The 17,143-nt window shown below is 71.7% G+C and carries 14 protein-coding genes; 4 read left to right on the forward strand and 10 right to left on the reverse strand.

What is annotated here, in order from left to right; all coding sequences use genetic code 11:
* Window positions 1-31 precede the first annotated feature (31 nt).
* Window positions 32-1,393 carry a glutamine synthetase family protein gene (locus H180DRAFT_RS25840; RefSeq protein ID WP_055488556.1) on the reverse strand — a complete coding sequence of 454 codons (1,362 nt, stop codon included), beginning with the start codon at window positions 1,391-1,393 and terminating at the stop codon, window positions 32-34.
* 912 nt (window positions 1,394-2,305) lie between these two features.
* Window positions 2,306-3,370: a helix-turn-helix domain-containing protein gene (locus H180DRAFT_RS25845; RefSeq protein ID WP_055488557.1), complete on the reverse strand. Its 1,065-nt coding sequence runs from the start codon at window positions 3,368-3,370 to the stop codon at window positions 2,306-2,308.
* A 263-nt stretch (window positions 3,371-3,633) separates the two neighbouring features.
* On the opposite strand from H180DRAFT_RS25845, the gene H180DRAFT_RS25850 reads away from it, so the two are divergent.
* Entirely contained in the window at window positions 3,634-5,403 is a 1,770-nt protein-coding gene (locus tag H180DRAFT_RS25850) for an NAD+ synthase (protein WP_055488601.1), read from the forward strand.
* Window positions 5,404-5,606: 203 nt separating this feature from the next.
* Here the strand turns inward: H180DRAFT_RS25850 and H180DRAFT_RS25855 are convergent, their stop codons facing one another.
* The 4 genes from H180DRAFT_RS25855 to H180DRAFT_RS25870 all read right to left on the reverse strand — a co-directional run bounded on the left by H180DRAFT_RS25855 (window position 5,607) and on the right by H180DRAFT_RS25870 (window position 10,895).
* Window positions 5,607-6,830, reverse strand: a complete 1,224-nt coding sequence (locus H180DRAFT_RS25855) for an MFS transporter (RefSeq protein ID WP_055488558.1) — start codon at window positions 6,828-6,830, stop codon at window positions 5,607-5,609.
* 331 nt (window positions 6,831-7,161) lie between these two features.
* On the reverse strand, window positions 7,162-8,202 hold the full coding sequence (locus H180DRAFT_RS25860; protein ID WP_055488559.1) for an endonuclease/exonuclease/phosphatase family protein: 1,041 nt from the start codon (window positions 8,200-8,202) through the stop codon (window positions 7,162-7,164).
* Between the two features lie 281 nt (window positions 8,203-8,483).
* Window positions 8,484-9,104: a TetR/AcrR family transcriptional regulator gene (locus H180DRAFT_RS25865; protein ID WP_055488560.1), complete on the reverse strand. Its 621-nt coding sequence runs from the start codon at window positions 9,102-9,104 to the stop codon at window positions 8,484-8,486.
* 195 nt (window positions 9,105-9,299) lie between these two features.
* Window positions 9,300-10,895: an MFS transporter gene (locus H180DRAFT_RS25870; protein WP_055488561.1), complete on the reverse strand. Its 1,596-nt coding sequence runs from the start codon at window positions 10,893-10,895 to the stop codon at window positions 9,300-9,302.
* A 277-nt stretch (window positions 10,896-11,172) separates the two neighbouring features.
* On the opposite strand from H180DRAFT_RS25870, the gene panB reads away from it, so the two are divergent.
* Window positions 11,173-12,051 (forward strand): 3-methyl-2-oxobutanoate hydroxymethyltransferase, encoded by an 879-nt coding sequence (panB, locus tag H180DRAFT_RS25875; RefSeq protein ID WP_055488562.1) that lies wholly within the window; start codon window positions 11,173-11,175, stop codon window positions 12,049-12,051.
* A 379-nt stretch (window positions 12,052-12,430) separates the two neighbouring features.
* Window positions 12,431-13,234, forward strand: a complete 804-nt coding sequence (locus H180DRAFT_RS25880; protein WP_055488563.1) for a site-2 protease family protein — start codon at window positions 12,431-12,433, stop codon at window positions 13,232-13,234.
* On the opposite strand, the gene H180DRAFT_RS25885 is transcribed toward H180DRAFT_RS25880, so the two are convergent.
* The 4 genes from H180DRAFT_RS25885 to H180DRAFT_RS25900 form a co-directional block, all read right to left on the reverse strand.
* Complete coding sequence (locus H180DRAFT_RS25885) at window positions 13,218-13,442, reverse strand: hypothetical protein (protein ID WP_055488564.1); 225 nt, start codon at window positions 13,440-13,442, stop codon at window positions 13,218-13,220. The two genes, H180DRAFT_RS25880 and H180DRAFT_RS25885, sit on opposite strands and share 17 nt — an antisense overlap.
* A 248-nt stretch (window positions 13,443-13,690) precedes the next feature.
* Entirely contained in the window at window positions 13,691-14,401 is a 711-nt protein-coding gene (gene npdG, locus H180DRAFT_RS25890; protein WP_055488565.1) for an NADPH-dependent F420 reductase, read from the reverse strand.
* A gap of 121 nt (window positions 14,402-14,522) precedes the next feature.
* Window positions 14,523-14,924: a hypothetical protein gene (locus H180DRAFT_RS29990; protein WP_055488566.1), complete on the reverse strand. Its 402-nt coding sequence runs from the start codon at window positions 14,922-14,924 to the stop codon at window positions 14,523-14,525.
* Window positions 14,925-15,092: 168 nt separating this feature from the next.
* Complete coding sequence (locus H180DRAFT_RS25900) at window positions 15,093-16,226, reverse strand: sialidase family protein (RefSeq protein WP_055488567.1); 1,134 nt, start codon at window positions 16,224-16,226, stop codon at window positions 15,093-15,095.
* 252 nt (window positions 16,227-16,478) lie between these two features.
* Here H180DRAFT_RS25900 and H180DRAFT_RS25905 point away from each other — a divergent pair, with 252 nt between their 5' ends.
* Window positions 16,479-17,129: a hypothetical protein gene (locus H180DRAFT_RS25905; protein ID WP_055488568.1), complete on the forward strand. Its 651-nt coding sequence runs from the start codon at window positions 16,479-16,481 to the stop codon at window positions 17,127-17,129.
* Window positions 17,130-17,143: the final 14 nt, after the last annotated feature.

Here is a 17,143-nt window from a genome sequence, read left to right on the forward strand (position 1 = left end):
CTGGGGGTGGGCCCCCGGATGCGGCCGGACCTCACAACACCGGCAGGCTCTTGCGCAGTTCGAAGGCGGTGACCTCGCTGCGGTACTCCTCCCACTCCTGCTTCTTGTTGCGCAGGAAGAAGTCGTACACGTGCTCGCCCAGCGTCTCCGCGACGAGTTCGCTGCGTTCCATCAGCGTGATCGCCTCGCCCAGGTTCTGCGGCAGCGGCTCGATGCCCATCGCCCGGCGCTCCGCGTCGGAGAGGGCCCACACGTCGTCGTCGGCGCCGGGCGGCAGTTCGTAGCTCTCCTCGATGCCCTTGAGCCCGGCAGCCAGAAGGGTGGCGTAGGCGAGGTAGGGGTTGGCGCCGGAGTCGAGGGAGCGCACCTCGATGCGGGTGGAGCCCATCTTCCCCGGCTTGTACATGGGCACGCGGATCAGCGCGCTGCGGTTGTTGTGCCCCCAGCAGATGTACGAGGGGGACTCGCCGCCCTCGCCGGCCGTGCGGTTGGCACCTCCCCAGATGCGCTTGTAGGAGTTGACCCACTGGTTCGTGACGGCGGAGATCTCGCCCGCATGGGTGAGCAGCCCGGCGATGAAGGAGCGGCCGACCTTGGAGAGCTGGTATTCGGAGCCGGACTCGTAGAAGGCGTTGCGGTCGCCCTCGAAGAGCGACAGGTGCGTGTGCATCCCGGAGCCCGGGTGCTCGGAGAAGGGCTTGGGCATGAACGTGGCCTGGACGCCCTGCTCCAGCGCCACCTGCTTCATCACGAGCCGGAACGTCATGATGTTGTCCGCGGTGGACAGCGCGTCGGCGTAGCGCAGGTCGATCTCCTGCTGGCCGGGGCCGCCCTCGTGGTGGGAGAACTCCACCGAGATGCCCATCGACTCCAGCATCGTGATCGCCTGCCGCCGGAAGTCCATGCCCACGTGCTGCGGCGTGTGGTCGAAGTACCCGGAGGAGTCCGCGGGCACCGGCCTCGTGCCGTCCACGGGACGGTCCTTCAGCAGGAAGAACTCGATCTCGGGATGGGTGTAGAAGGTGAAGCCGAGATCGGAGGCCTTGGCGAGGCTGCGCTTGAGCACGTAACGCGGATCGGCGTACGAGGGTGAACCGTCCGGCATGAGGATGTCGCAGAACATCCGGGCCGTGCCGGGGGCCTCGGCCCGCCACGGCAGTATCTGGAAGGTGCTCGGGTCCGGCTTGGCGATCATGTCGGACTCGTAGACACGGGCGAAGCCCTCGATCGCCGACCCGTCGAAGCCCATGCCTTCGTCGAAGGCCTGCTCGAGCTCGGCGGGCGCGACGGCGACGGACTTGAGGAAACCGAGGACGTCGGTGAACCACAGCCTTACGAACCGGATGTCGCGCTCCTCGAGCGTGCGGAGCACGAATTCCTGCTGCTTATCCATAGTCACCCATCCTCGCTGGTCGGGGTGGCTCCTCGCACCCGGCGGGCCCCCTGGGCCGGTCGGCCCGCAGGGCCCGGCTCACGGGCCGGCCGCCCGGATTCCGGGACGGGCCGGACGAGCATCCCACCTCAAGGTTTCCGGAGCGTTGCCTGCGCCGCGCTCCGTCTCCTCACGCCGCTCCCAGTAGACCACGTGAGGGGTGCACGGACGCGAGCCGGGAAAGGCAGCGCCGCGGGGTCGCGCGGGGCCCGGGACGCGTCCGGCGGATGCCCTCCGAGACGTGGGTGAGGACGCGGGGCGGGCATCGGCCCCCCGGCGGGCCCGGGTGGGAGCGGGAGCGGGGGCCCGCGCGAGGACGACTGCGGGAGCGGGCGCGAGGCGTGTGCCGAGCCGGACGCGGAGCCGGACGCGGAGCCGGACGCGGAGCCGGACGCGAGGCGTGCGCGGAGCCGGACGCGAGGCGTGCGCGGAGCCGGAGCCGGGCCCGGTGGGCCCTTCCCCGGACCACAGGGGTGAGGGCTCCGTGGCCTCCGGAGTGAGGGCGGGCCCGAAGGGAGGGCGGGCGGGAGTGAGCGCGAGCCCGGAGTGAAGGTGAGCCCGGAGTGAAGGGAGGCCGCCGGGGCCCGACGTCGGTCCGCCGGAAGACCCCGGGAGAACGGCCGGAGAATCCGCCGAGGAAGTTGAAAGCCGCGGTCCGGCAGTGGGGGATACCGGACCGCGGCTGGGTGGTGCAGGCCGGTCCGCCGCGGGAGGCGGCCGGCCGTGTGGCAGTGAGTCGTGAGCCGTCCTGCCCGGCGACGTCACGCATCGAAGCTCGCACACGGCGAAGGGCAGAACAAGAGTTACCGGCGAGTGTGCCAATCGACATCTTGTGGTGCGTACTTCGCGGGTCGGACACCCCTTGAAAGCCCCTCAGGCGGGCTCTTCGGCGCCGGCTCCCGTCCCGACCCGCACAGCCGCGTCCGCCGGCTGCGACACCCAGCCGAGGCTCGCGGCACGCATGCCGAGCTGGAAGCGGGTGCCGGCGCCCAGCCGCTCCATCAGACCGCTCAGCCGGCGCTGGAAGGTGCGGTAGCTGACGCCGAGTTGACGGGCCATGACCTGGTCCGTCAGCCCTGTCGTCAGCAGCGCGAGCAGCCGCGCCTCGTCCGGCGTCGGAGCGTCACCGGCACCGTTCGGACGTCCGGCGAGATAGGCCGACAGCGGCAGGGCACGCGCCCACAGCACCTCGAAGAACTCGCAGAGGGCGTCCAGCAGCCCCGAGGGGTGCACGACCACGCTGCTGGCCATCTCGTGCGGCGCGGAACGCAGCGGGATGAGTGCCACCCGGTCGTCCGCGACCAGCAGTTTCGTGGGGGTGTCGGCCATGACCCGGGCCTCTTCGCCCAGCTCCGCGCACGCCTCGATGTCCGTGTTGATGCGGTGGAAGGTCTCCAGGCCGTGGGTGTCGTATATGACGCGGTAACCGATGCCGCGCCGCATCGTCTTGGCCTGCACCGGCATCATCCCGGTCTTGGGGTCGAGACGGTCCGGGTCGCTGTTGGCGTAGGGGGGCCGGTCGATGCCGCGTATCTCGCTGGTGGCGCTGTGCTGCAGTTGGTCGACCTGCTGGATGACGGCGGCCCGCCCGGTCACGATCTCGACCAGGTCGACGGGGTCGCGAGCCGTGGCGTTGGCGCGGAACCGGGTGGCCAGCAGCTGGATGTGCCTGCGGGTGCGGTGGATGGCCTCCTCACGGGCCAGCAGCAGCGATTCGAACGCGACGTCGGGCGCGACCGGCAGGAACCGCTCCTCTCCGCGCCGCTCGCCCGGGTACCGGCCCACCAGGCCCAACTTCTCGAGTGCGGCGAGGGTTTCACGTACTCTCCCGGCGCTCAGACCCAGCGTCGCGCGCAGTTCGGCGACGGTGACCGCCCCGTCGACGAGCGCTTCGTACGCCTGCTGCTGGACGGCTTCGAGCCCGAGCGACTCCAGCATGTCGATTCCCCCTGAGGTGTGGCGAGTTCACGTCACTGACCGATGCCCGCCAGACGGGCACCGAATCCAGTACACCAGGTATCGAAATCCTGCGGATACCCTCGCAGAGGGGTAGCCACAGAGTGGATACGGTTGTGAAGCTTGCGTGAATGCCTCGTGAGGGACGGCGGCACAAATCACCCGCAAACGCAGGCGCAGCCCCGTGACCACCGGTAACGAACGGCCCTCCGCATCGCGTCAGAGAGACGATTACAGTGGGCTTCGTGCCTCAACTACGTCTCGCACTGAACCAGATCGACTCGACCGTCGGCGACCTCGAGGGCAATGCCGAGGCCGTCCTGAGGTGGACCCGGCACTCGGCCGGGCAAGGGGCGCACCTCGTGGCGTTCCCCGAGATGATGCTCACCGGGTACCCCGTGGAGGACCTGGCGCTGCGCGGCTCGTTCGTCGACGCCAGCCGCGCCGCACTGCGCACGCTCGCGCGGAGGCTGGCCGACGAGGACCTGGGCGACGTGCCCGTCGTCGTGGGTTATCTCGACCGCGCCGAGCACGTGCGGGCGACGCTGGGCAGCCCGGCGGGCGCACCACAGAACGCCGCGGCCGTGCTGCACGGAGGCGAGGTCGTGCTGACCTTCGCCAAGCACCATCTGCCCAACTACGGCGTATTCGACGAGTTCCGCTACTTCGTGCCGGGACGCTCCCTGCCCGTCGTCCGCGTGCACGGGGTCGACGTCGCGCTCGCGATCTGCGAGGACCTGTGGCAGAGCGGCGGCCGGGTGCCCGCCGCCCGTGACGCGGGGGCCGGACTGCTGCTCTCCGTCAACGCCTCCCCGTACGAGCGCGACAAGGACGACACCCGCCTGGACCTGGTGCGCAGGCGGGCCCAGGAGGCCGGCTGCACCACGGCGTATCTGGCGATGACGGGCGGGCAGGACGAGCTGGTCTTCGACGGCGACTCGATCGTCGTCGGCGCCGACGGCGAAGTCGTCGCACGCGCCCCGCAGTTCGAGGAGTGCTGCGTCGTTGTGGACCTGGAGCTGCCGGCCGCCGCGGCCGAGCCGCCCTCCGGCACCGTCGACGACGGGCTGACCGTCGAGCACGTCGTCCTCTCCGGGGACCCCCTGCCCCCGTACGAGCCGGAGGCGGCGGGCACCGAGGCACCCCGCATGGAGGACGACGAGGAGATCTACACGGCGCTCGTCGTGGGCCTTCGCGCGTACGCGGCCAAGAACGGCTTCCGCTCCGTGGTGCTCGGCCTCTCGGGCGGCATCGACTCCGCGCTGTGCGCCGTGATCGCCTGCGACGCCCTCGGGCCCGGGAACGTCAACGCCGTCTCGATGCCCTCGCGTTACTCCTCGCAGCACTCGAAGGACGACGCCGCCGAACTGGCACGGCGAACCGGCCTGTCCTTCCGCACGGTGCCGATCGGCCCGATGTTCGACGCCTTCATGAAGAACCTGGAGCTGACCGGCGTCGCCGAGGAGAACCTCCAGTCCCGGCTGCGCGGCGTCACGCTGATGGGCATCTCCAACCAGGAGGGCCACATCGTGCTCGCGCCGGGCAACAAGTCCGAGCTCGCATGCGGGTATTCGACGCTCTACGGCGACTCCGTCGGCGCCTACGGGCCGATCAAGGACGTCTACAAGACGAACGTCTTCCGCCTGGCGAAGTGGCGCAACCGCGCGGCCGCCGAGCGCGGCGAGACACCGCCCATCCCGGAGAACAGCATCGCCAAGCCGCCGAGCGCGGAGCTGCGCCCCGGCCAGGTCGACACCGACTCCCTTCCCGACTACGACGTGCTGGACCGCATCCTGAAGCTGTACGTGGACGGCGACGTGGGCCTCGAGGGGATCGTCGCGCGCGGCTTCGACCCGGAAGTCGTCGGACGGGTGCTGCGCATGACGGACGCCGCCGAGTACAAGCGCCGCCAGTACCCGCCGGGCACGAAGATCTCCGCGAAGGGCTTCGGCAAGGACCGCCGGCTTCCCATCACCAACCGCTGGCGGGAGAAGGCGGACGGCGACGCGGACTGAGACGCGGCGACCGCCCGCATCTCAGTCCGCGTCGCCGTGCGTTCATCGACCGGAGGGGGCGTACGCCCACAGCCCCCGCCCCGATGGCGGCGCCGCGCCCGGCGACCGCGCAGCCGCCCCACCCACGGCAACGGGCCCGTGCCGGAGCACGGGCCCGTACCGGAGGGGCGGCGGCCGGCGAACACGCGCCGCCGCCCGGCAGGTCACCCGGAGACGCTCTCCGCCGGGCGTACCCGGCGCAGGCGCGGAACGCCGCGGGCGACGATGCGCGAGCGCGAGGCGGTCGTGCCGCGGTCCAGCACCCCCGCCAGCACGGCGATGCCGAGGCCGCTCAGCGCCAGCACCACGCCCACGAGCATGGGCGAACGCCAGCCCCAGCCCGCCGCGATGGCGACGCCGCCGAGCCAGGCTCCGCCCGCGTTGGCCAGGTTGAACGCGGACTGGTTTCCGGCGGAGGCCAGCGTCGGCGCGTGCCGCGCGTTCTGCATGATCAGCATCTGCAGCGGTGTGGTGGTCATGAAGCCGAGCCCGCCGAGCACCACGACCATCGTCATCGCGGCCCACTTGATGTCGACGACCGAGTGGAAGACGAGCATCGCGGCTGCGAGTGCGCCGAGGCCCCCGTAGAGCGTGGGCCGCAGGGCGCGGTCGGTGAGCGGACCGGCGGCCAGGGCACCCAGCGTCATCCCGATGCCGAAGAGCGCGAGCACGATCGTCATCGAGGAGGAGGCGAGTCCGGTGACCTCCGTCATGATCGAGGCGAGGTAGCTGTAGACCGCGAAGACTCCGCCGAAGCCGAAGACCGCGGTCAGCAGGCCGAGTACGACCTGCCGGTGGCCGAGAGCGCGGACCTCGTGGCCCACGCCCCGCTGGTGCTCCAGCGGCAGGTGCGGTACGAGCGCGGCGAGGCTCACCATGGCGAGCACACCGATGGCGCTGACGACGAGGAACGTCGACCGCCAGCCGAGCGCCTGTCCGACGGCGGTGCCGGCCGGTACGCCGACGATGTTGGCGACGGTCAGCCCCAGGAACATCGTCGCGACGGCGCGTGCCCGGCGGTCCTCCGTCACGAGGCGTGCGGCGACGACGGCGCCGACGCCGAAGAAGGCCCCGTGCGGCAGGCCCGCCAGCACACGGCCGGCAAGCAGCCAGCCGTAGCCGGGCGCCAGCGCGGAGGCGAGGTTGCCGACGGTGAAGAGGCCCATGAGCAGCACCAGCATCCGCTTGCGCGGGACGCGGGAACCGACGGCGGTGAGGATCGGCGCACCTATGACGACGCCGATGGCGTAGGCGGAGACGAGATGGCCGGCGGTGGGCACGGAAGTCCCCATGTCATCCGCGACGTTGGGAAGCAGCCCCATCATCACGAACTCGGTCGTGCCAATTCCGAAGGCGCTGATCGCAAGGGCGAGCAAGGCCAGAGGCATGGGCGGGAAACCTTTCAGGGCAGGGTCGAGCAGAGCTCGGGAAGTTCAGGGATGTGTGTGCTCGGCGTGCGCACCGAGGGCGCCTTCGGGCGTCTGCCGCCCTGGCACAGCTTCTTATGTTCTCACACTGAACAAAGTCTCTCAGACGTCGCGCCGCCGTGGCCACCATCTGTGTCTCAGGACAGCAACAACCCGCCGGAACAGGCGTGATTCACACCACGGGCCGCCAGGAACTGCTGTCCTGGCGGCCCGTTGACCGGCGCTTGTGCGCCCGGTGCCGTGCATTGCGTGCGTGATGTGCGGGCGCGTGTGAAGAGCGCCACCACCCGCGTCAGAAGTCGACGGAGGCCGCCACCGGAAGGTGGTCGCTGCCAGTGGTGGGCAGCGACCAGGAGGCGACCGGCTCCAGCCCCTTCACCATGATCTGGTCGATCCGCGTCGTCGGGAACGAGGCCGGCCAGCTGAAGCCCGGGCCGTCTCCCGCCGCACCCTGCGTCGAGCGCATCTGGGACGTGACGGGCGCGAGGGCACGGTCGTTCATGGTGCCGTTGAGGTCCCCGAGCAGCACCTTCCTGCCCGTGGCGTCCTGCGCTATGGCCCTGCCGAGCGCCTCGGCACTGTCGTCCCGCTGCCCGGCGGTGAAACCGGAGGCGAACTCCAGCCGCACGGACGGCAGATGGGCCGCGTACACGGCGACATCGCCCTTCGGCGTGGCCACCGTGGCGCGCATCGCCCGGGGCCAGCCCATCTTGATGTCGACGGTCCGCGCGTCCCGCATCGGGTACTTGCTCCACACACCGACCGTGCCCACGCGCTTGTGATGGCGGTACGCGCCGGCCAGCTCCTTGTCGTACTGCTCTGCCTGGGCTCCCGCGACCTCCTCCAGGGCGACGATGTCGGCTCCGGAGCCGGAGAGTTCACGCGCAGTGCGCGCCGGGTCGGGGTTGCTTGCGTTGACGTTGTGCGTGACGACGGTGAGATCGCCGCCGGTGCCGGACTTGGGCGTGAACTGCCCGCCGAAGAGGTTCAGCCACACGAGGGCGGGCAGCACGAGCGCCACCAGCGCGATCACGGACCGGCGCAGCAGAGCCAGCAGCGCCAGTACGGGCACGAGAGCGCCGCCCCAGGGAAGGAAGGTCTCCCACAGCGAGCCCAGGTTGCCGATGGTGTTGGGCACCTCGGAGTGCAGGAAGAGGGCGAGTCCGAGCAGCAGGGCGAGCGCGGCGAGGATCCAGCCGCGACGCCAGGCGCCCGGCCCGCCCCAGCCGGCGAACACCCTGGGCGCGGAACTCCCGTACCGGCGGGACCGGGCCCCGGCCCCGTGCCGCTCGCCGGAAGTCTTCGAGGCCTCCGCCATGTACGCGCGTGCCATCCGCTGTCCTCACTCGCTTGCCGTCGTTGTCGAACCATAGGTGATGCGGAACGGGTAGTTCCTGTCCGGCGAATGTCCCGCACAACGCCCCTGCCCGCCACGGCGGGTTGGGGGAATCCCCATGTGTGGTGCAGGACGAACTCCCGGCCAGGTGAGGTTCCTGCCCGGGGCCGGTCCGCGGGAGCTGTGACGGATCACGCACACGCCCCCGGAGGACCCCGCTCCTCCGCGCCCGCCGCCCAACGCGCAGCGAGCGACCGGACAGGCGGGAGCGTCCGCGCTCACCCGCCGGGGCGCACCCCGTCCAGCACGGAGTCGACGATCTGCTCGGCGAGCCCCTCGGGGAGATCCTTTCCCTCGTGCAGGACCGTACGGGTGAGCATCGGCCCGGTGAAGAGCTCTCCGAGCAGGCCCAGGTCGATGTCGTCGCGCAGTTCGCCGCAGGAGACGCCGCGCCGCAGCACGCCGTGCAGGGTCTCGCGGCGGGCCTTGATGACGCTGTCGTGGTACTGCTGCCACAGCTTCGGGTGGCTCTTGACGTGGCTCGTCATGGTGCGCAGGACGGCGGACTGGCGCTTGGCCATCCCCACCCGCCGGTACCACTCGAGGAGCGCGACGAGGTCGTCCCGTACGGACTCGCCCCGCGGTGCGGCCGGAGGCTCCTCCAGCGCGTCGACGACGGCCAGCAGCAGTTCGTCCTTGCCGCCGGGCCAGCGCCGGTAGACGGTCGCCTTCCCGACTCCCGCGACCCGTGCGACGCCCTCGATGGACAGGGCGTCGATCGACGTGCCCTCCTCCAGCAGCCGCAGCACTCCCTCGATGATGGCGCGCTCCGCCGCCTCGCTTCGCGGGCGGCCCCGCCGCACGGGCGCGGCGCCGGACGCCGACGGCGTCGGATTCATCGTGGTGCTCCTTCGGTCACGGGCTTCCGCCCGGTCCTTCGCGGGCTTCGGGCCGCTTGCGTCGCGGGCCGCGGCAGCGGTCGCGGTGCCGGGCCGGCGGACGCCGCCGGAGGCCGCTTCGCAACTGCCGGCGGGGTCGCACGATTCTGTCACGGCCCGGCCCCTGCGCCCCTCCGGCAACCGCGCGCGTTCCCGTCAACGCCCGGCGCCGACCGGCGTGTTGGTCTCGTCCTGCTCCGGCTCTCCGGCCTCGCCCGTCCGCGCCTGCGGTTTGCCCGGCAGCCACAGGGCGACGACCAGCGCTCCCAGCAGCGCCACGGCGGCCGAGCCGAGCACCGTCACGTGCATCGCGTCGATGAAGGCGTCCTTGGCCGGGCCCACCAACTCCCGTCCCGCGGGCCCCAGTCGGGACGCCACGGCCAGTGTCCCCTCGATCGACTCGGCGGCGGCGTGCCGCGTGCCCTCCGGCAGCGGCAGCTGCGCCAGCCGGCCCTCGATGCCCTCCCGGTAGCGCGCCGAGAGCAGCGAACCGAGCACGGCCACCCCCATGGCGCCGCCGACCTGCCGGAAGGTGTTGTTGACCGCCGACCCCGAGCCCGCCTTCTCGCGCGGCAGCGACTGCATGATCGAGACCGTGGCGGGCGGCATGATGTGCGCCATCGCCGTGCCCTGGACGAAGAAGACCACCTCCAGCGCCCACACCGGCGTCGTACGGCCGAAGAGCACGAACGCCGCCATACCCGCCCCCACCAGCACCATCCCGCCCGCGCAGACGGCCTTCGCGCCGAAGCGGTCCACGACCAGCCGCGCACGCGGCGCGAAGACGAGCTGCGCGAGGGCGAGCGGAGTCATCAGCAGCCCGGCCTCCAGCGCCGAGAAGCCGCGCACGCTCTGCATGTAGAAGACCGCGAAGAACGTCACGCCCATCAGCGCGAAGAAGACCAGGGCGATGGCGGTGACGGCCGCGGAGAACGCGGGATTGCGGAAGTACGTGACGTCGATGGCGGGGTGGTCGCTGCGCCGCTCGTGGAAGACGAAGGCGGCCAGGACGGCCACTCCCCCGCCCAGGGGCAGCAGCACCCCGGGGTCGGTGAAGTCGGCGAGCTGGCCTCCCTTGATGATCCCGTAGACCAGCAGCACCAGACCGGCGACGGACAGCAGCACGCCCAGCGGGTCCAGCCGCCCGGGCCGCGGGTCACGGGAGTCGGGGACCAGCAGCACCATCGCCGCGAGAGCCACGAGGACGATCGGCACGTTGACCAGGAAGACCGAGCCCCACCAGTAGTGCTCCAGCAGCGCGCCGCCCGTGACGGGGCCGACGGCGATGCCGAGCCCGACGCCGCCCGCCCAGATGCCGATGGCCTTGGGTTGCTCGTCCCGTTCGAAGACGTTCATGAGGATGGCGAGGGTGGAGGGCATGACGAACGCGCCTCCGAAGCCCATCACGGCACGGAACGCGATGAGCTGGCCCGGCGAGGTGGCCAGGGCGGCGAGGACGGAGCCCAGGCCGAAGACGACGAGCCCGAAGAGGAGCACCCTGCGCCGTCCCAGCCGGTCGCCCAGCAGGCCCGCCGTGAAGAGGAGCCCGGCGAAGACGAGCGTGTAGGAGTTGATCGCCCACTCCAACTCGCTCTGGCTCGCGCCGAGTCCGGTCGGCGCGGGCTGGGCGATGGTCTTCATCGCCACGTTGAGGATCGAGTTGTCCAGGACGACTATCAGCAGGCTCAGCATCAGCACGCCGAGGATCACCCAGCGTCGGCGGTGCACGTTCTGGGGCACGGGGGAACTCATGGCCGGAACTCTACCGTATTCCGATACGAGGCCGTCTCGTATTGGATAGGGCGTGGCCCCGGCTCCTCCCGGTCCATCGTTCTCTTCCTTCGCCCGACGGCGCGTGCCAGCATGGAGGGGTCTCCCCGGGCGAACGCCATTGGGGTCTCCCCAGGCGAACGCCATTGGGGTCTCCCCAGGCGAACGCCATTGGGGTCTCCCCAGGCGAACGCCTAGGGGACGTATCCGGGGACGCCGTCAGGTGCCTCGAGACGACAACACACAGGAGCGTTCAGCCATGTCTGATGCGCAGAAACAGGACCGCGTCCCTGAAGGGCCGTCCAAGAAGCAGCCCGCGGCCCTCTACGGCGGCGTACGCAACCGCCGCGTCACCGTCCGCGACCTCGGTTCCGCGAAGGACCGCGGCGAGCGGTGGCCCATGCTCACCGCCTACGACGCCATGACGGCCTCCGTCTTCGACGAGGCGGGCATCCCCGTCCTGCTCGTCGGCGATTCCATGGGCAACTGCCACCTCGGCTACGAGACCACCGTGCCGGTGACCCTCGACGAGATGACCATGCTCACCGCCGCCGTCGTACGGGGGACCGAACGGGCCCTGATCGTCGCGGACCTCCCCTTCGGCACGTACCAGGAAGGCCCCGTACAGGCGTTGCGCAGCGCCACCCGGCTCGTCAAGGAGGCGGGAGCCGGTGCGGTGAAGCTGGAGGGCGGCGAGCGGTCGGCGCACCAGATCGAGCTGATGGTGCAGTCCGGCATCCCGGTCATGGCCCATGTCGGCCTCACGCCGCAGTCCGTGCACGCGATGGGCTACCGGGTGCAGGGCCGCGGCGAGGAGGCGGCGCAGCAGCTGCTGCGCGACGCCAAGTCGGTGCAGGACGCGGGCGCGTTCGCGGTCGTGCTGGAAGCCGTCCCGGCCGGACTCGCCGCCGAGGTCACCCGCTCTCTGCACGTGCCGACCATCGGCATCGGCGCCGGCGCGGAGACCGACGCCCAGGTGCTGGTGTGGACGGACATGGCGGGGATGACGGCCGGCCGCGTGCCGAGCTTCGTCAAGCAGTACGCACAGCTGCGCCAAACCCTCGGCGACGCGGCGAAGGAGTTCGCACAGGACGTGATCGCGGGCGACTTCCCCGAGGAGCGGCACAGCTTCGCCTGACGGCCGGTTCGAGGGCGCCCGACACCCCGGTCGAAGGCGCCGGTTCCGCGAGGGCCCCGGGCCCCGGAGCTCGGGGTTCCGCGGGCCCCGGGCCCCGGGGCTCGGAGCTCGGGGTTCCGCGGGCGCCGGGGCCCGGGGCACGGTCACGGGCCGCCCGGCCCGTGACCGTGCCGCATGCTGCGTGAGCCGGGCCGTCCCGTGCGTATCCCGCGCCGGACGGCCCCGTTCACGAACGAGCGCCGGCCGGGGTCCGCAGATGTACGGCACGACGCTGCGCCGTAGGTGCATTCCAGGACCTTCCGGTCGTCATCGGGACGAACTCCCGCAAGGCACGGGACCGTTGGCCCGCCCCGTCACGCTCCGGGTACGGTCTGACCCCATGACCAGCGTCTCCACCCACCCCGACCACCACCGCATCAGCCCGGTCTTCCTCGGACTCGCCGCGGTCATGGGCGTCTCCGGCTGGGCCGTCTGGTCGGGGCTGGCCGACGTGACGGGCGTGGCGGTCTTCTTCTTCGTCGTGTCGGGCTGGATCGTCTCGCTGTGCCTGCACGAATACGCACACGCCCACACGGCGCTGCGCAGCGGCGACACCTCGGTCGCCGCCAAGGGCTATCTCACGCTCAACCCGTTCAAGTACACGCACGCCCTGCTGAGCATCGTGCTGCCGGTCGTCTTCGTCGTCCTCGGCGGTATCGGACTGCCGGGCGGCGCCGTCTACATCGAACGCGGACGCATTCGCGGCCGCTGGCGGCACAGCCTCATCTCGGCCGCGGGGCCCGCCACGAACGCCCTGTTCGCGGCCGTTCTGACGGCCCCGTTCTGGCTGGATGCGATGGGGCAGGTTCCCTTCGCGTTCCGCTACGCGCTCGCGTTCCTAGCGATGCTCCAGGTGACGGCGGCCATCCTCAATCTGCTGCCCGTGCCGGGGCTGGACGGCTACGGCGTGCTGGAGCCGTGGCTGTCACCCGCGGCACGCCGGCAGGCGGAGCCCTTCGCGCCCTTCGGCCTGCTGGTGGTCTTCGGCTTCCTGTGGGTCCCGGCCGTCAACGGCGTCTTCTGGGACGGGATAGGTCACGTCATGGGCGTGCTGAACGTCACGGACCTGGACGTGGCTTACGGCTACGACTACTTCCGCTTCTGGCAGGGCGAGCCCGAACTCTCCGTCACTCCGCAGCCGTAGCCTCGCGGGCGGCCGACGCGCGGCGGGCCTTGCGCCCGTAGTACCACGCCATGTTGGAGGCGAGACCCGCCAGCAGCACCCATACGACGCCGAGCCAGCTGCCCTTGACGAACGAGAGCACCGCCGCTATCACGGCGAGCGCGCACAGGACGGTGGCGTAGCGGGCGATCCCCCGCGACGAGCGGGGGGAGACGGCGGGGGCGGACATGCGGGCGGCTCCAGTCGGACGGTGCGGGGCAGGGGACGGCGGTACGGAACGGGCGGTGCGGCCCGGCCGGTACGGGCGCGCGGTGCGCCGTGCGCGCGGGCTCCCGGCGAGGGGTCGGAGACGCGGTGCGCGGTGCGCCGTGCAGGCAGCCGTGCCTCCGGTGCCTGCCGGGCGCGGCCCGGCCGCCTCACCCATTGTCCCCCATCCCCGCGGCAGGCTCGCGCCCCCGTCCCCGGGCCGCACACGGCTCACATGTCGGTGAAGCGGATGCCCGCGTGCACCTTGTAACGCCGGTTGACGGAGATGAGGTTGGCCACGATCGACTCCACCTGGTGCGCATTGCGCAGCCGCCCCGAGAAGACGCCCCGCATGCCGGGGATGCGGCCCGCGAGCGCCTGCACGACCGCGCAGTCCTCCCTGTCCTCGCCGAGCACCATCACGTCCGTGTCGATCTTCTCGACGGCGGCGTCCATGAGCAGCACCGCGGAGAGATGGTGGAACGCAGCGGTGACCCTGGAGTCCGGCAGCAGCGCCTCGGCCTGCTGAGCGGCGCTGCCCTCCTCGGGACGGATCGCGTAGGCGCCCTTCTTGTCGAAGCCGAGGGGGTTCACGCAGTCCACGACGAGCTTGCCGCGCAGCTCCTCGCGGAGCGCCTCCAGCGTCCGGGCGTGCCCGTCCCACGGCACGGCGACGATCACCACGTCCGAACGGCGCGCGCACTCCGCGTTCTCGGCGCCCTCCACGCCGAGGCCCAGTTCCTGTGCGGCCTGTTCGGCCCGCTCGGCGGCGCGCGATCCGATGACGACGCGCTGGCCCGCCCGCGCCAGCCGGTAGGCCAGGCCGCGGCCCTGGTCGCCGGTGCCGCCGAGGACACCGACGGTGAGGTCCGAGACGTCCGGCAGGTCCCAGGGGTCCTTCCGGGGTGCGGGCGAAGAGGATGCGGATGCGGAGGAAGTCATACGGGGGATCCTGCCACCCGGTGCACCGGCCGCGCCTCACTCCCGGCCGTGAAGGTGATCACGTACGCGGGGCGCACGCGGGGCCCCGCGCATCCGCCGGGCGTGCACCGGGCCCGGCGGCTCAGCGCGCGGGCCCGGTGCCCGGCCGCGCGGAACCGCCCCGGCCGAGCGTCTCGCAGAGGTCCTCGTACGGGCCGCGCAGATCGAGGAGCGTGCGTGACGACGTCCCGCCGTCCTTCGTGATCTGCACGGACATCGAACCGCGGCCGGTGATCCACCTGTTGTGCATCGGCCGGTCCGACGTGTGGAAGCCCGCGCCCCAGTCGCCGCCGCTGAGGATGTACGAGTCGGCGCCGAGGCAGGTGATGGTGCCCGAGCCGGAGATGTCGCGCGTGACCTTCCGCCCGGTGGCGAGGTTCGTCACAACCATCACCAGCGGTCCGCTCTCCGCCGCGAAGACCGGCCGGTCCTTCTCGTCGTACCGGGTCCGCAACGTCAGGTCGTCGACGGGGAATTCGGCCACCTTGGCGGACGGGGCTGCTGCTCGCGCCGTCCGCGTTCAGCTCGTACGTGCCGTGCGACCCGGACAACGAACAACCCACGCTGTACTACGAGGTGACCCGTGACCCGCTGCCCCGTGACCCCGTCCCCCCGGTGCCGCCCCCGGTGCCGGGGCCGGAGGAAGGAAACGTCAGGGAGCGTCCGGCCCGCCGGCCAGCTCCGCGACGGGTATCCGTGTGAACGTCACCGTCGCGTAGGGGCTCTCGTCCCCCGTCTCGTAGAGCAGGCCGAGCGTGTCGTCGTCGACGCGGACGAGGTCCGAGTAGGCGGCGGGCCGGTCGTCCACCGTGTGCACGGTCCGCCAGTTCGCACCGCCGTCGGTGGACGCGCGCAGCGTCATCTCCCGCCGCTCCTCGGGGTGACCCGGCGCGGAGAAGACCAGCAGCTCCGGGTCGTAGAGCTGCAGCACGCTCGCCTCGACCACCGGCGCGGTCAGCTGCGGCTGCGGGGCGAACGGGGCGAGCAGCCGCTCGCCGCCGTCCCCGGAGTGGGCGTCGGCGCGGTGCTCGGGGGCGATCGCATCGGTGCGGGTGTTGAAGTAGAGGCGGCCGTCCGGGAGTTCGGCCGCCGTCGTCTCGTTGACGTTGACCCAGCCGTCGGGGTTGTCGTCGGTGTAGCCGATGCGCCAGGTCTCGCCGCCGTCGTCGCTGAGCAGGTCGTGGCCGCCGTTGTAGCGCCCCTGAGTGCCGTCGTCCCCGCCCTCCGGCGGCAGCGAGTGGTTCGCCGGAACGACGAGACGCCCCGCGTACGGGCTCCTCTCCAGCCGCAGGGCGTGGCCCGGTGTCGTCGCGTACCAGCGCCAGTGCGGCAGCTTCGCGGACGGGGTGATCTCGCGCGCCGCGGACCAGCTCACCCCGGAGTCCGTGCTCTGCTGCACCCACACGCGGCGGCCGTCCTCGGCCGTGACCTCACCGCGGCGGATGCGGGACTCGGTCGCGTCGGCGGCGTTGGTGACGAAGACCAGGACGATACGGCCGCCCGTGAGGCAGCCTTCCCCCTCGCCCGGGGGGATCACGATTGGCGACGGATTGCCCGCGGTGCCCGCCCCGTACGACGCGACGACGCTCAGTGCCCCCCAGCTTCGCCCGCCGTCGTCGGAGCGCCGGGCGACGATGTCGATGTGCCCGGTGTCGCTCGAGGAGTCCACCCGCCCCTCGGCGAACGCGAGCAGTGCGCCGTCGGGTGCAAGGACGCACGCGGGAATGCGGAAGCTCGCATAGCCGTCGCTTCCCGAACTGAACGGCACAGAGGTCTCGTACGGCATGAGCGGCTCCCAACTTCCGGGCTCGGGAACGGAGTCCACTGATGCCCGAAAGTAAGCACGCAGCAACGGAGCGTCAATGAAACAGGAGATGAACAGCCGGGTGCGCCTCACAGAAGACGCGTCTCCCCCGGGGGCCTTTGGCGCTGTCGGTGCGGACGGTGCGCCCCGGGCGGCGCCCCCAGCCACATCCGTACGGGTGACCACAGCCGAATCGCCCGTTGCACAGGGGCTGTTGAGGCATCATGCCGGGCAATGGATGCAGTACGAGTCGCACATCTGCGGGAAGTGCTCGCGGGGACGGAATGGGTGCAGTCCGCACGCCGGTTCGCCGGTTCGCTGCGCACGTCCGTCACCCCGCATCGCGGCGGTCTGCTGCTGGTCGGCACCGAGACGTACGAACCGTGGCACCTGGCCGCGCACCTCGACGACGAGGCCGCCTGGTCCGGGCAGCCCGAACTGTCCCCCACGCTCGTACGGCACCGCGTACCGCCCGCCGCTCCCGCGCATCTCTCCGCGGGACTGGGCCGGATCGAGGCCGCGGGGCGCAGGGAGACGGTCCTGGTGGTCTCCCCGGGGGAGCCGGGCGCGGAGCTGCTGGAACGCGTGCACGGCGCACGCCGGGCAGGCGCCACGGTGCTGGCACTGGACGAAGGCGGCAGCGCAGGCGCCCTGGCCGATCTCCGGGGCATCGCGCACGACGCGCTGAGCGCCGACGCGGCCGAGGTCGATCTCGAGATGGTCCAGCATCTGGTGAGCGCGGCGGCCGGCGAGACCTTCCAGGGGCGGCGCGGCCCGGGTGGCCCGCCGGGAGCACCGGCCACGGCCGGATCGCGGCGCCCGTTCCGCGACCGCCTCTCCCGCATCGCCGAACAGCTCTCGGCACCGCCGCCCACCCGCTGGTGAGGCCGACCGCCTCC

This window comes from Streptomyces sp. WMMB 322 (genome assembly GCF_900090145.1).
In the GTDB taxonomy this organism is placed as follows: Bacteria; Actinomycetota; Actinomycetes; order Streptomycetales; family Streptomycetaceae; genus Streptomyces.